This window comes from Bradyrhizobium icense (assembly GCF_001693385.1).
Lineage (GTDB): Bacteria > Pseudomonadota > Alphaproteobacteria > Rhizobiales > Xanthobacteraceae > Bradyrhizobium > Bradyrhizobium icense.
In genome coordinates this window covers 1,227,480-1,240,962 of sequence record NZ_CP016428.1, presented here as the reverse complement: position 1 = coordinate 1,240,962, position 13,483 = coordinate 1,227,480, and the positions used below count along the sequence as shown (strand labels likewise).

The window sequence follows — 13,483 nt, the reverse complement described above, 5'->3', positions numbered from 1 at the left end:
AGGAATAGTTCGAAAGGAAGGCCGTCGACGCCCGTGAAATGCAGGTGACGGATTTTGGCGGCCAACGCGGCAGACGAGCGGTGCTGAAGCGTACGGCAAAACCGTGTGGTCCTGGCGCCCGCGCGGGATCGTCAATTCGCCGGCGATGGTGGCAAGAGGAATTCGTCTCCAGGGAGAGCTCGGCATAAGCCGTAAACCCACTGCGCAGGGAATGCCGGAATGCTCCGGCTGTACCTGTATGCTCGTGTGCGCATCTTCGCAATCTCTTGCACACGAGACCGCGGGTGCCAGCCGGCACCCGGCATTTTCTGCGCCCTCTTCTCTTTGGGCGAACGGTTCCAATATTCCAGAGGCCAGCGATAGAGCCGATGGGCCGCGGCGTGCTGGATACCCCGCATGCGCGGGGTATGACAGTTCGGTGTGGGGCGCGAGATTCTCCGATGTGCGCTTGCACATCGTAGTTCGATGCTGACGCATCGCCCCGGAATGACGGCCTTAACCACCTGCCGTTAACCCTTTGCTAACCATACACCGGGCAAAAATTGCCGGGTGAAGTCGAGTGTCGTCGGCCGCGTAGAACGGGAGGAACCCCGTGGACGCCAGTGCGGTGCCTCACTTTCGGAACGGCGGCCCTTCGGCCGCCGCCAAGACGTCTGGCGCCCGATGGCGGCAGACGCGGGGGGAAGCGGCTACCATGGTCGATGTGACGGCGGGTCAGGGCGGCGCAGGCGCAAGCGGCAAATTTCCAAGCCTTGGTGAAGTCGGCGATATCCTGAAGCGTGGCGATCTGGCGCTGGCGCTCGGCGTCCTCACCATCCTGGTGGTGCTGATCCTGCCGCTGCCGGCGATCGTGCTGGATCTCTTCCTGGCGATCTCGATCACGGTGTCGATCCTGATCCTGATGACGGCGCTGTTCATCCAGACGCCGCTGGAATTCTCGTCGTTTCCGACCGTGCTCTTGATCTCGACCATGCTGCGGCTGTCGCTGAACATGGCGTCCACGCGCCTCATCCTGTCGCACGGCCATGAGGGCACGGCCGCCGCCGGCCACGTCATCGAAGCCTTCGGCAATTTCGTGATGGGCGGTAATTTCGTGATCGGAATTATCGTGTTCGCGATTCTCGTGATCGTGAACTTCGTCGTCATCACCAAGGGTTCGGGTCGCATCGCCGAAGTCGCGGCCCGCTTCCAACTGGACTCGATGCCGGGCAAGCAGATGGCGATCGACGCCGATCTGTCCGCCGGCCTGATCGACGAGCAAACCGCCAAGGCTCGCCGCAAGGCGCTGGAGGACGAAAGCGGCTTCTTCGGCGCCATGGACGGCGCCTCGAAATTCGTCCGCGGCGACGCTATCGCCGGCCTCCTGGTGGTGTTCATCAACGTCATCGGCGGCATCATCATCGGCGTCGCCCAGCAGGGGATGAGCTTTGGCGATGCCGCTCGCACGTATACCATTCTGACGGTCGGCGACGGCCTGGTGACGCAGGTGCCGGCGCTGATCGTCTCGACCGCCGCGGGCCTCTTGGTGTCGAAAGCCGGCATCACCGGTGCGGCCGACAAGGCGCTGATGAAACAGCTCTCGGGTTACCCGCAGGCGCTCGGCATGTCCGCCGGCGTGATGCTGGTGCTGGCGCTGTTGCCGGGCATCCCGATGCTGCCGTTCCTGGCGCTCGGCGGCGGCGCCGCGGCGCTCGCCTGGAAAGCGCGAAACCACAACCACGTCACCAAGGCGGCCGAAGCCGCCGCGGCCGCTGCGCCCGAACTCGCCGCCGCTGCCGCCCAGGCCGCGGCCGAAGAGCCGATCGCCAGCGCGCTCAAGATCGACGACCTCAAGATCGAGCTCGGCTATGCGCTGTTGCCGCTGGTCAACGGTCCTGACGGCACCGACCGCCTGACCGAGCAGATCAAGGCGCTGCGCCGCTCGCTCGCCATCGAAATGGGCTTTGTGATGCCGGCGGTACGCATCCTCGACAACGTCCAGCTCGAGGCCAACACCTACGTCATCAAGATCAAGGAAGTGGACGCCGGCACCGGCAAGATCTGGCCGAACCAGTTCATGGTCATGGATCCAGCCGGCAACCAGGTCGGCGTGCCCGGCATCCACACCGTCGAGCCGACGTTCGGTCTGCCCGCCACCTGGGTCGATGCCGCGCTGAAGGAAGAGGCGTCGCTGAAGGGCTACACCGTGGTCGATGCCGCGACCGTGCTGTCGACGCACCTGACCGAGCTGCTCAAGAACAACATGAGCGACCTCTTATCCTATGGCGAGGTACAGAAGCTGCTGAAGGACCTGCCGAAGGAACAGGGTGAACTGGTCAAAGATATCGTGCCGAGCCAGGTCACGGTGTCGGGCATCCAGCGCGTGCTGCAGCTACTCCTGGCAGAGCGTATCTCGATCCGCGACCTTTCCACCATCCTCGAAGGCATCGCCGACGCGCTCGCGTTCTCGCGCAACCCCGCCATCATGGTCGAGCACGTCCGCGCTCGCCTGGCGCGCCAGATCTGCGCCCAGAATACCACATACAACGGCTACCTGCCGCTGATCGCGTTGTCAGCGCGGTGGGAACAGGCATTTGCGGAATCGATCGTGGGCCAGGGCGAAGAGCGCAGCCTCGCCATGCAGCCCTCAAAACTGTCGGAGTTCATGACAAGCGTCCGCAACGCCTTCGAGCAGGCGGCACGCGAGGGTGAGGCGCCGGTGCTGGTGACGTCGGCTGCGATCCGGCCGTTCGTGCGCTCGCTGGTCGAGCGCTTCCGCTCGCAAACCACCGTGCTGTCGCAGGCGGAAATCCATCCCCGCGCGCGGCTGAAGACGGTCGGCAGCATCTAGGCGCGGGCCGAAAATAACGGCAAATCAGCGGTTTGCTGCCGAAGCATTTTCGCCACAGGCAAATGGTTTGTCGAAAATGGCCGATCCCGCGCCATTCGGCATTCGAAGGCGACGGCTTCCGCATAAGTCATTATGGTAGCTGAATATTTATTCATGGTAGGTGACCGCCCCGGGCGTTCCAATCGCGGTAGTTCAAGTCTTTTCACCGGCTTGTGATCGCCTCTTTGGAACGGGATCCCGGATTCCTACGTTTCCTGACGCGAGACGTTGAACCAGCCTGTCGGCGCATCCGATAAATCTACAGGCCGGAAGGCGGCAGGAGACTTCCATGAACCATTCGATCTACAGCGCAGATCGCACGACCCATCTCAAGATCGTGGTCGTGGCCCTTGTGGCAGGTATCGTGGTCGCCGGGTTCAGCATCTCCGCACGCAACACCTCGGATGAAGGTCTCACCCAGACCGCGAGTACGGGCGTGATGAAGGCCGGCAAGCCGGTGGCGATCACCAGCTCCGGTAACTCAGTCGTACGCTAACGGAGGAATCCGCAAACAGAGGAATTCACGGAATTCACGCGGCTCTTTACAGCCCCCCAAAGTCGCCGTGTGGATATTTAAGACCCCAACTACCCCCAAGTTGACTGCGAAAACGCCCGCTCCCCACGGGCGTTTTCTTTTTTGCGGCTGGTTTCCGGAGTGCCCGCCGGCCCTTGACGGCTACTTTGCATGGGGTTGTTTTCGATATTTTGTTTGGGCGGTCAACGCTAGAGCACGATCCGGAAAAGTGTGAAGTGGTTTTCCGAAAAGATCATGCTCCAACAAAGACCTAAAGCGCGATGACGATTTATCCAAATCTCATCGCGCTTTAGCGCGCCGGCACCGTCTCGATCAGCTTGCCAGTGTAGATCGGCGCCGAGGTCGGCTGGCCGGTCGGCGAGCCGCCGACCTGTTCGACGGTAACGGCATAGGTCGCTGTATTGATCGTACTGGCGTCGTAGTCGGCGAGCACCGGGCGCGCCGTAAAATCGCTGCCGCCGATCACGCCGAGCGAGCGCGGCTGCGGCAGCTTGTCGGAGATCAGCCAGAGCTCAAAGCTCTTGCCCGGCTCGGCATCGGCCCCGACCTTGCGGACCGTGAAATTTTTGGTCGCCGCGTCGACCGTCAAAATGAACGCGGGCGAGCCGCCGTCACGCTGCAGCAGCGCAACATATTGCGCCGATGGTGCAGGCGGTGGCGCCGGCGTCTTCACCTCGACCGTCTGGATGCGCGGCTTCGGCCGCAGCGCCTCGGGTAGCAGCTCCGGCCGATAGACCTGCACCGCCAGCATCGCGATGAGCGCTGCGGCAATCGCGGTGGCAAAGGAAGCCACATTGCGCCAGCGCTTCGCGCGGCCCGTCAACTGGATGACATTCGAATTATCCGCGATTGTATTGTACGCGACGACCGGCGGCGCCTCGGCCACCGCGGGAGCCTCCACCGGCTCGGCTGCAGGTTCGGGCGGCGGCGCAGGCTGCGGCGCCTCGGGCAGCGCCAGCGGCGCCTGCACTTGTGTGGAATGCCCGATCGCGGCCTTGATGTTTTCCCACACGATCGGCCGCGGCTCGACCGAACCGACCATCTGGTTCAGCGTGCCGAGCCGGTATTCCCAGGCGTGGACGATCGCGCTGTATTCGGCATCGACGGCCATCATGGTCTCGACCTGCGCGCGCTCGTCGGCATCGAGGGTGCCGAGCGCATATTCCGCAGCGAGCGCGATATGGTCTTCGCTATAGGCCATCGTTCAAGATCCGGATCCTAGTCCGAGACACTCCCTTATTTCCATCATGCTGCGGCGCAGCCACGTCTTCACCGTATTCACCGGCGTCTCGAACTTGGCGGCGAGCTGTTCGCGGCTCCAGCCGTTGTAATAGGCGAGCAGCACGAGCTTCTGTCGATCCGGCTCAAGGCGGCCGACGCATTCCAGCAACCGCTTCAACTCTTCCGTCATCTCGCGCCGCGCCAGCGGATCGGGTGAATCGGCGGCCACTTCCATAGCGGTCGGCTCCTCCTCGATCGAGCTTTCGCTTCGCTTGCGCACCACGTCGATCGCCCGGTTGCGCGCGATCGACACCATCCACGTGATCGGCGAAGCGAGCGCCGGGTTGAACTTTCCGGCGCTGTTCCAGATCTTGACGTAAGCCTCCTGAATGACCTCCTCTGCGAGGTCCTGACGCCGCAAGATACGGAGCACGACGCCGAAGAGTTTCGCGCGCGTGGCGGCGTAAAGGCGCTCAAAAGCGGCCTCATCCCCCTTCGCCACCGCGGCAATCAGCCAGACCAGCTCCGCTGGCGTCAGCATTCAACGCCCCCCAAGATCTCGGTCCTCCATCGCGTCGTACGCTGGAGCAATCGAGAAGTTTCGTACCATACCCTGCGTCAAATCAGGCACCAAGTCGCCGATTCCGGGACGATTGACAAAGAAAATCCCGGGCCTTGCGGCCCGGGATTTCGATTCCTTCAACCGATAGGTGTGAGAAGCGTCAGGCGACGCCAAGCCGGGCGCGCATCAGGCCGATCGAATCCATATCGGCCTGCTCGCGGGCGCTCTCCTCGGCGCGCTCGCGCGCCTGGTCGCGCTCGTCGAGCAGTTCGACCTTCTTCAATTCCTCGAAGGCTTCGCTGAGCAGGCTTTTGGCATCCTCGAGTTGGATGCGCAGCTCGTCGGCCGAACGGGTCAGGTTTTCCCGCCGCTGGATCGCGGCCTTGGCGTAGGTCGGATAGGCGAAATGGGAGGGGTCGTTGATTCCGGCCCGCTCCTGCTCGGTCTGGATTTCGCGCTCGAGATCGACCGACATGCGCTGGAAGTCGGCGATCATGCCTTCGATCTGGGTAACCCTACGGCGCTTCTCGTCGACCTGAAATTTCTTCAGGCGGATCAGCGTTTCTCGTGACTTCATCGACTCATACTCCCCAGAAGTCCCAATCTGAACGCGGGACGGAGCCGGCTCCCTCGGGGGGCCCCACCGGCGTCGTTAATCATGTGCCGGGGATGATGGCCTGACAAAGTTAGCGTTCCGTTTCCAAATTGGCGAGGATATGCGCCAATTGGCGGTAGCCGTCATCGAGGCTCGATTTTTCGTCCTTGGCCTGGCGCAGGAAGGCTTCCAGCGGCTCGTGCAGCCGGATCGCCTCATCGACCTCGGGGCTGGAACCTGCCCGGTAGGCGCCGAGCCGGATCAGCTCCTCCATGTCGGCGTAGGTCGCCATCACCTGGCGGCCCCGCATGATGATGGGAAGATAATCGGGATTGGCCGATCTCGGCATGGTGCGCGAGACCGATTTAAGAATATTGATCGCGGGAAATCGCCCACGCTCTGCAATCGAGCGCTGCATCACGATATGGCCATCGAGAATGCCGCGAACCGCGTCCGCGATCGGCTCGTTGTGGTCGTCGCCATCGACCAGCACCGTGAAGATGGCGGTGATGGTGCCAACGCCGGTGCCTGGTCCTGCCCGCTCGAGAAGCTTTGGCAATTCCGTAAACACGGTCGGCGTATAGCCCTTGGCGGTCGGCGGCTCGCCGGCCGACAGCCCGATCTCGCGCTGCGCCATCGCAAAGCGCGTGACCGAATCCATCAGGCACAGGACGTCCTTGTCTTCGTCGCGAAAATACTCCGATATCGCCAGCGTCAGATAGGCGGCCTGCCGCCGCATCAAGGCGGGCTCGTCCGACGTCGCCACCACCACGACCGAGCGCGCGAGACCTTCGTCGCCGAGATCCTCCTGCAGAAATTCCTGCACCTCGCGGCCGCGTTCGCCGATCAGGCCGATCACGGTGATGTCGGCGTCGACATTGCGCGCCAGCATCGACAGCAGCACCGATTTGCCGACGCCGGAACCGGCGAAGATGCCGAGCCGCTGGCCTCGACAGCAGGTCAGGAAGGTATTGAGCGCTCGCACGCCGAGATCGAGCGGCGCCCCGACGCGCTTGCGCGAATGCGCCGGCGGCGGCGCATTGCGATAGGGCATCGGCGACGGGCCCTGCACCAGCGGTCCCTTACCGTCGATCGGTTCCCCCATGGCGTTGATGACGCGGCCGAGCCAGGCCGGCGACGGCCGCACCTGGCTTGCCGCCGTCGCAATGACCGCGCGGCAACCGCGCCGGACCCCGTCCAGTCCGCCGAACGGCATCACGACAGCATTGCTGCCGGAAAAGCCGATCACTTCGGCCGGGATGAAACGGCTTCCGCCGGTCTCGATCACGATGCGGGCGCCGACCGACATTGCATGGATGGGCCCCGCGATCTCGACCATCAGGCCGCGCACGCCCACGACACGGCCATATATATTGACGCCGTCGATATCGCCGATTTGCTCCGCCAGCGCCTTCATTGCGAAAACCTTAAGTTTCCGCGCTTTAACCGAGGGCGCTTAACCTCGTGTTTACCCGCATCATTAATCATTGCGTCACTGTCTTTGGTGACTGAGAGCGCTTGCCCGTCAGAAGAAGGGCAAAACGCGGGAGTCGGTTAGGCCCGTCTCTTAATCCGGAACCTGAGTGGACACAGTGGAGAAAAGCTGCTTCCGAGCAACATCTTAGGGCGATTCGCTAAAAATTGCACTTAAAGACCTTGCGAACCGGAATCAGATTTTGTTAACCATGTGTCTGTCAGGATCCGAATCAGTTGTTAAAGGCGTTTTGAGTGCCGCAAGTGCGGCCGACCTGACGCCCGGAGCGGCGGACTAAAGGGGACTGGCATGCGCGTTTTGCTGATAGAAGATGACAGCGCCGTCGCGCAGTCGATTGAGTTGATGCTTAAATCCGAGAGTTTCAACGTCTACACGACGGACCTCGGGGAAGAAGGCGTCGATCTGGGTAAGCTTTACGACTACGATATTATCCTTCTCGACCTCAACCTGCCCGACATGTCCGGCTACGACGTGCTCAAGCAGCTCCGGGTATCGAAAATCAAGACCCCCATTCTGATCCTCTCCGGCCTCGCCGGCATCGAGGACAAGGTCAAGGGTCTCGGCGTCGGCGCCGACGACTACATGACCAAGCCCTTCCACAAGGACGAACTGGTCGCCCGTATCCATGCGATCGTGCGCCGTTCCAAGGGTCATGCCCAGTCGGTGATCCAGACCGGCGATCTCGTGGTCAATCTCGACACCAAGACGGTCGAGGTCGGCGGCCAGCGCGTGCACCTCACCGGCAAGGAATACCAGATGCTGGAGCTGCTCTCGCTCCGCAAGGGCACCACGCTGACCAAGGAAATGTTCCTCAACCACCTCTATGGCGGCATGGACGAGCCCGAGCTGAAGATCATTGACGTCTTCATCTGCAAGCTGCGCAAGAAGCTCGCGAACGCCTCCGAAGGCCGCAACTTCATCGAAACCGTGTGGGGCCGCGGCTACGTGCTGCGCGAGCCGCACGAGGCGGACGAACGCATCCCCGCCTGACGCCAGGGGTTACGGCGAGCCCAACGGCTCACTCCACCCGACTGGACCCCGCCCGAAATGGCGGGGTTTTTGTTTGGCCATTGCCACGCGACAAATTCGCTTCCCCGGATTGAAACCCGCTTCGCGGTGTCTCGTACTTGACGGAATTGTCCGCAAACGAGGGGAAAGTCATGAAAAACGTCAGCTTCGCTGCCGCAGTCGCGCTTGGACTGGCATCCGGCGTGCTCGTCGGCTATTCGGCGCTCGCCGGCGGCGACAAGGTCGCCTTCCCGGAAAATTTCGACAGGGGCACGCTCTACGCCACGGTCGATCGTTACGACAACAAGCAGTATCGCGAGCTCTATGCGACGACGGCAGCGGTCGACGCGGTACGCAAGGGGCAACCGATCCCGAGCGGCACGGTCCTGACGCTGGTGCAGTACAAGGCGCAGCTCGATGCGGCCGGCGAGCCTCTCAAGGATGCCAACGGCCGTTTCCAGAAGGGCGACCTCGTCGCCTATACGGTGATGGAAAAGCGCGAGGGCTGGGGCACCGAATACAAGGATGACATTCGGAACGGCGAATGGGAGTACCAAGCGTTTGGCCCGGACAAGAAGGTCAACGACAAGGCCAATTTGACGGCCTGCTTCACCTGCCACAAGCCGCATGCCGGCCAGGATTTTGTTATCTCACTAGCGGGCCTGAAGGGCACGCCCGACGGCGCTATGGCAAAGCCCGCGCCGGGGCCCGGTGTGGTCTCGATCTCCGACTTCAAGTTCGGGCCCGAGACCGTCGTCGTCAGCAAGGGCCAGACCATCACCTGGCACAACACTGATTCCTCGCCGCACCAGGTGACGATCACCAGCCCCAAGGCGCAGCGCTCGTCGATCGCGCTGAAAGGCCAGACCACCCAGCTGACCCTCGCCGATGCAGGAATCTACGATTACATCTGCGGCCTGCACCCGGCCATGAAGGGCAAGATCGAGGTCAAGGAATAGCCGGCCGCGTCAAGGCCGCCATGGAGGATTTGCGAACCCCGCCGTATGGCGGGGTTTTTGTTTGGGATTGAACCGTCTGCTTCCATGCACCGACTGAAAGATCGTGCGACCCTCCAAAACGCACGAGTCGGGGCGAATTCAATGATCCTGCAATCCCTCGCCGGGCTGCCGGCGTTCCTGGTCTATTTCTGCACGGCAATCGTTGCCGTGGTCGCGTATCTTTTCGTCTACACCCGCGTCACCGCGCATAACGAGTTCGACCTGATCCGCGCCAACGAACCGGCCGCCGCGATTGCACTGGGCTTGAGCCTGCTCGGCTTCGTGCTGCCGCTGGTCAGCGCCATCGCCCATTCCGCCAATGTCTGGGATTGCCTGATCTGGGCGGCGATCGCGCTGATCGTGCAGATCATCGTCTACTACCTCGTTAGGATTCCGGTGCCGAAACTGTCGGCGCGGATTGCGGCCGGCGAACTCGCCGCCGCGATCTGGCTCGGACTGTCCTCGCTGGCCGCCGGCGCGATCAACGCCGCTTGCATGATCTACTGACCATGGCCAACAAACCGGACAACGAATTCGGCAAACGCAAACCGGTCTCGGTACCGGCCTCACCGCGCCCGGCTCCACCTCCGGCCAAGCGTTCGGGCCATGTAGCACTCCTGCTGATGGGCACGTTTGCCATCGGCAGCGCCGCCTACACGCTGATGCCGAGCCGCACTTGCGAGCAACCAAACCCGCACCTGGCATCGCCGACGCAAAATTCGGCCGAGTGCTCCTCCCGCAGCTCTTCCTCGAGCCATGGCGGCGGCTCCGGGGGCGGCTCGTCGCGCGGCGGTTACTATAACAGCGACTACTCCTCCTCGAGCCATTCCTCCTCCCATTCCGGCTCGCACGCGGTGCAGCGCGGCGGCTTCGGCTCGTTCGGGCGTGCCATCGGCTTTTCAGGCGGTTGAATTTCATGCAGCGGATCGACTGCCCCGAACGTGACGACTGGCGCGCCACCGCCGAACACGTCGGGTTTACTTTTCACACCATCGATGGCGAACGCTATTGGGACGAGCGGGCCTACTACGCGTTCACGCTGCAGGAAATCGAACGGCGGATCGAGGCGCCCACCGCCGAGATCGATGCGATGTGCCTTGAACTGGTCGACCGAGCGATCAAGGACGAAAAATATCTGCGGCGGTTGAAAATACCGGAAGCCTTCTGGCCGCTGCTGTCCGAGAGCTGGCGCCGCGACGATGCCAGCCTCTACGGCCGGCTGGACCTGAGCTACGACGGCTGGAGCCCGGCGAAACTGCTGGAATACAACGCCGATACGCCGACTTCGATTTTCGAAGCGGCGGTTTTTCAGTGGGCCTGGCTCGAACAGGCGATGGAGCGCAACATCATCCCGAAACGCGCCGATCAGTTCAATTCAATCCACGAGCGCCTGATCGACGCCTGGAAGAAACATGGCGGCGCCAGGCATCTTCATCTCATGGGAATGACCGACAATACCGAGGATGCCGGTACGCTGACCTACCTGCAGGACACGGCGAGCCAGGCCGGACTGAAGACGACATTCATGGATATCAAGGACGTCGGGTTGGATGGCGATGGCCGCTTCGTCGATCTCGACGACCGCGCAATCGAGCTTGTCTTCAAGCTCTATCCCTGGGAATGGATGTTCCGCGACACGTTCGGCGAAAAACTCGCGACGACACCCACCCGCTGGATTGAACCGCCATGGAAGGCGATCCTCTCCAACAAGGGTATCCTTCCCCTGCTGTGGGAGATGTTTCCGAAGCACCCCAACCTGCTGCCGGCCTATTTCGAGGACGATCCGAAGGCGGCAATGCTCGGCTCCTCGTTCGTGCGCAAGCCGCTCTATTCGCGCGAGGGCTCCAACGTCGCGCTCGTCAGCGCCGGCACCACGCTGGCGGAGCAGCAGGGCCCCTATGGCGCGGAAGGATTCATCCGGCAGGCCTTCGCGCCGCTGCCGAGCTTCGCCGACCAATACCCGGTGCTCGGAAGCTGGCTGGTCGATCGCACGCCATGCGGCCTGTCGATCCGCGAGGACGCGAACCCCATCACCGGCAACACGTCGCGTTTCCTGCCGCACGCGATCTTGTAGCGCGGCATGTCGGAGAACACGGTTAGCTCGCCGCAGCAACCGCCCGCAGAGTTTGCGGCACCAGGGTCGACGCCCCTACCCGTATCACCGGCGCGATGTTCGGACGATAAAGTCCGCGCCGTTCCGGATAGGGCTTGAAGCTGTTGGTGATGCCAACCACGGACTCGGCAGCGCCCAGCGCCAGCACGCCGTCGGGCTCCATCATCCGGGAGAGCCGCTCGAAGATGTTGGCCTTGGTATTCTGATCGAAATAGATCAGCACGTTGCGGCAGAAGATGACGTCGAACACGCCGAGATGGGAGAAGTCCTGCAGCAGGTTGAGCTGACGATGCTGCACCATGCTGCGGATTTCGGCGTTGATCTGCCAGAGCTCGCCGTTCTGGGTGAAATATTTGACCAGCAACCCAATCGGCAACCCGCGCTGCACCTCGAACTGGCTGAAGATGCCGGCCTTCGACTTTTCCAGCACCGCCTGCGACAGGTCGGTCGCGACGATCTCGGTGCGCCAGCCGGACAGCAGGGATCCCGCCTCCTTCAGGCACATCGCGATCGAATACGGTTCCTGTCCGGTAGAGGAAGCCGCGCACCAGATGCGTAAAGCGCGGCGGGCCGCGCGCGCCTGTACCAGCGCCGGAATCACCGCTTCCCGCAAATGATCGAACGGAATCTTGTCGCGGAAGAAGAATGTCTCGTTGGTGGTCATCGCCTCGACCACCTCCGCCGTCAACGCGGTGGCTCCGCCTTTCATCTTCTCGACGAGTTGCGAAATGCCCGGCAGGCTCGACTTGCGCGCGAGCGGCAGCAGCCGGCTTTCGACCAGATATTGCTTGTCGGCCGAAAGATCGAGCCCGGAGCGCTCTTTCAGAAGCTTACGCAGATACTCATAGTCTGAAGGCGTCACGAACGATCTCCCGAAAACAACCGAACCAGTTTTGGCGCGATCTGATTGAGCGGCAGAACCGCCGCGCAAATACCTGCATTGGCGGCCGCGCCCGGCATGCCCCACACCACGCTGGTCGCTTCGTCCTGGGCGATCACGCTGCCGCCGGCGGCGACGATCTCCTTGCCGCCGCGCATACCGTCGGAGCCCATGCCGGTCAGAATCACCGACATGATGCCGCCGTGCCAGACATCGATGGCGGAGTTGAACAGCGGGTCTACCGCGGGCTTGCAGAAATTCACCGGCGGCCCGTCGTCGAGCGCGATCACGGTGTCGGCGCCATGGCGCGCGACCCGCATGTGACGGCCACCCGGCGCAAGATAGATCCGGCCGGGCTTGACGATCTCGCCGTCAACGGCCTCATGCGCCGGCCGGCGGCTCGCACGTCCCAGATGCTCGGCTAGAATCGTGGTGAAGGTTGGCGGCATGTGCTGGGTGATCAGCACCGGAAAGCGATCGATCACCGGCCCGATGTCGGCGACCAGCGCCATCAGGGCCTGCGGGCCCCCGGTCGACGAGCCGATCAGGAGCACACGCGGCGCCAGCATGCTGAAGGGCCGGCGCGCCAATGGCAGTTGCGCAACCGGTGCCGAGACCGGATGAACCGATACCTCGCGCACCCGCTCGGAGGCTGGTGGCAGCGTAGGGCTCGCGGCAGGCGACGCACGGCGGCGAGCCCTGGCGCCCAGATGGCGGATCTTCTGGATCAGATCGTGGTGGAAGGTCTCCGCAGCGGTGGCCTCGCGCGTGCTCTCCGGCTTTGGAATGTAGTCGGCGGCGCCGAGCGAGAGCGCCTTGAAGCTGATCTCCGCATTGCGGCGGGTCAGCGTCGACGCCATGATGATGACGAGGTCGCGCTTTTTTGCAAGCAACTGGGGCAGTGCCGAAATGCCGTCGAGTTCCGGCATTTCGATGTCGAGCACCGCGACATCGGGCTTGATGCGATCGATCTGGTTGACGGCGTCGAGGCCGGTGCGCAGGGAGGCGGAAACCTCCATGTCCGGCTCTGCGCCGATCCAGCGCGAGATCATCCCGCGGATCACGACGGAGTCGTCAACCACCATCACGCGCAGCTTGTCTTGCCTGGTCGAGATTGGCGGCGGAGACTTCGTTAACGCAACACTCATTACTTCACCCGACCCAACTCAAGCGGCACACTTGCAAAACCAACGCCGATGGCCGTTGG

General features: G+C 62.8%; 13 protein-coding genes. 7 read left to right on the top strand and 6 right to left on the bottom strand.

From position 1 onward, the window contains the following. The first annotated feature begins 694 nt into the window (after positions 1 to 694). Together flhA and LMTR13_RS05900 are read left to right on the top strand one after the other, a co-directional pair. A complete protein-coding gene (gene flhA / locus LMTR13_RS05905) occupies positions 695 to 2,830 on the top strand; it encodes a flagellar biosynthesis protein FlhA (protein ID WP_065727068.1) in 2,136 nt (711 codons plus the stop codon). A gap of 328 nt (positions 2,831 to 3,158) precedes the next feature. Then, positions 3,159 to 3,365 (top strand): hypothetical protein, encoded by a 207-nt coding sequence (locus tag LMTR13_RS05900; RefSeq protein ID WP_065727067.1) that lies wholly within the window; start codon positions 3,159 to 3,161, stop codon positions 3,363 to 3,365. Positions 3,366 to 3,693: 328 nt separating this feature from the next. Here the strand turns inward: LMTR13_RS05900 and LMTR13_RS05895 are convergent, their stop codons facing one another. From LMTR13_RS05895 to fliI, 4 genes are all read right to left on the bottom strand, one after another. Beyond that, entirely contained in the window at positions 3,694 to 4,605 is a 912-nt protein-coding gene (locus tag LMTR13_RS05895; protein WP_065727066.1) for an anti-sigma factor, read from the bottom strand. A gap of 3 nt (positions 4,606 to 4,608) precedes the next feature. Then, positions 4,609 to 5,166 carry a sigma-70 family RNA polymerase sigma factor gene (locus LMTR13_RS05890; protein ID WP_065727065.1) on the bottom strand — a complete coding sequence of 186 codons (558 nt, stop codon included), beginning with the start codon at positions 5,164 to 5,166 and terminating at the stop codon, positions 4,609 to 4,611. Between the two features lie 181 nt (positions 5,167 to 5,347). After that, positions 5,348 to 5,764, bottom strand: coding sequence for a flagellar export protein FliJ (gene fliJ, locus LMTR13_RS05885; RefSeq protein ID WP_057842912.1), 417 nt, complete (start codon positions 5,762 to 5,764; stop codon positions 5,348 to 5,350). Positions 5,765 to 5,873: 109 nt separating this feature from the next. Continuing rightward, on the bottom strand, positions 5,874 to 7,199 hold the full coding sequence (gene fliI, locus LMTR13_RS05880; RefSeq protein WP_065727064.1) for a flagellar protein export ATPase FliI: 1,326 nt from the start codon (positions 7,197 to 7,199) through the stop codon (positions 5,874 to 5,876). 366 nt (positions 7,200 to 7,565) lie between these two features. On the opposite strand from fliI, the gene ctrA reads away from it, so the two are divergent. From ctrA to LMTR13_RS05855, 5 genes are all read left to right on the top strand, one after another. Beyond that, positions 7,566 to 8,267, top strand: a complete 702-nt coding sequence (gene ctrA, locus LMTR13_RS05875; protein WP_016848562.1) for a response regulator transcription factor CtrA — start codon at positions 7,566 to 7,568, stop codon at positions 8,265 to 8,267. Positions 8,268 to 8,437: 170 nt separating this feature from the next. Further along, the gene (locus tag LMTR13_RS05870; protein ID WP_065727063.1) at positions 8,438 to 9,244 is read left to right on the top strand and encodes a cytochrome P460 family protein; all 807 of its coding nucleotides are present in this window, start codon (positions 8,438 to 8,440) and stop codon (positions 9,242 to 9,244) included. Positions 9,245 to 9,385: 141 nt separating this feature from the next. Further along, positions 9,386 to 9,790, top strand: coding sequence for a DUF350 domain-containing protein (locus LMTR13_RS05865; RefSeq protein ID WP_065727062.1), 405 nt, complete (start codon positions 9,386 to 9,388; stop codon positions 9,788 to 9,790). 2 nt (positions 9,791 to 9,792) lie between these two features. Next, positions 9,793 to 10,194: a hypothetical protein gene (locus LMTR13_RS05860; protein WP_065727061.1), complete on the top strand. Its 402-nt coding sequence runs from the start codon at positions 9,793 to 9,795 to the stop codon at positions 10,192 to 10,194. Positions 10,195 to 10,199: 5 nt separating this feature from the next. Beyond that, complete coding sequence (locus LMTR13_RS05855; RefSeq protein WP_065727060.1) at positions 10,200 to 11,357, top strand: glutathionylspermidine synthase family protein; 1,158 nt, start codon at positions 10,200 to 10,202, stop codon at positions 11,355 to 11,357. 22 nt (positions 11,358 to 11,379) lie between these two features. On the opposite strand, the gene LMTR13_RS05850 is transcribed toward LMTR13_RS05855, so the two are convergent. Then, positions 11,380 to 12,258, bottom strand: coding sequence for a CheR family methyltransferase (locus LMTR13_RS05850; RefSeq protein ID WP_065727059.1), 879 nt, complete (start codon positions 12,256 to 12,258; stop codon positions 11,380 to 11,382). After that, positions 12,255 to 13,424 carry a protein-glutamate methylesterase/protein-glutamine glutaminase gene (locus LMTR13_RS05845; RefSeq protein ID WP_065727058.1) on the bottom strand — a complete coding sequence of 390 codons (1,170 nt, stop codon included), beginning with the start codon at positions 13,422 to 13,424 and terminating at the stop codon, positions 12,255 to 12,257. Before LMTR13_RS05845 ends, LMTR13_RS05850 begins: the two co-directional genes overlap by 4 nt. Positions 13,425 to 13,483: the final 59 nt, after the last annotated feature.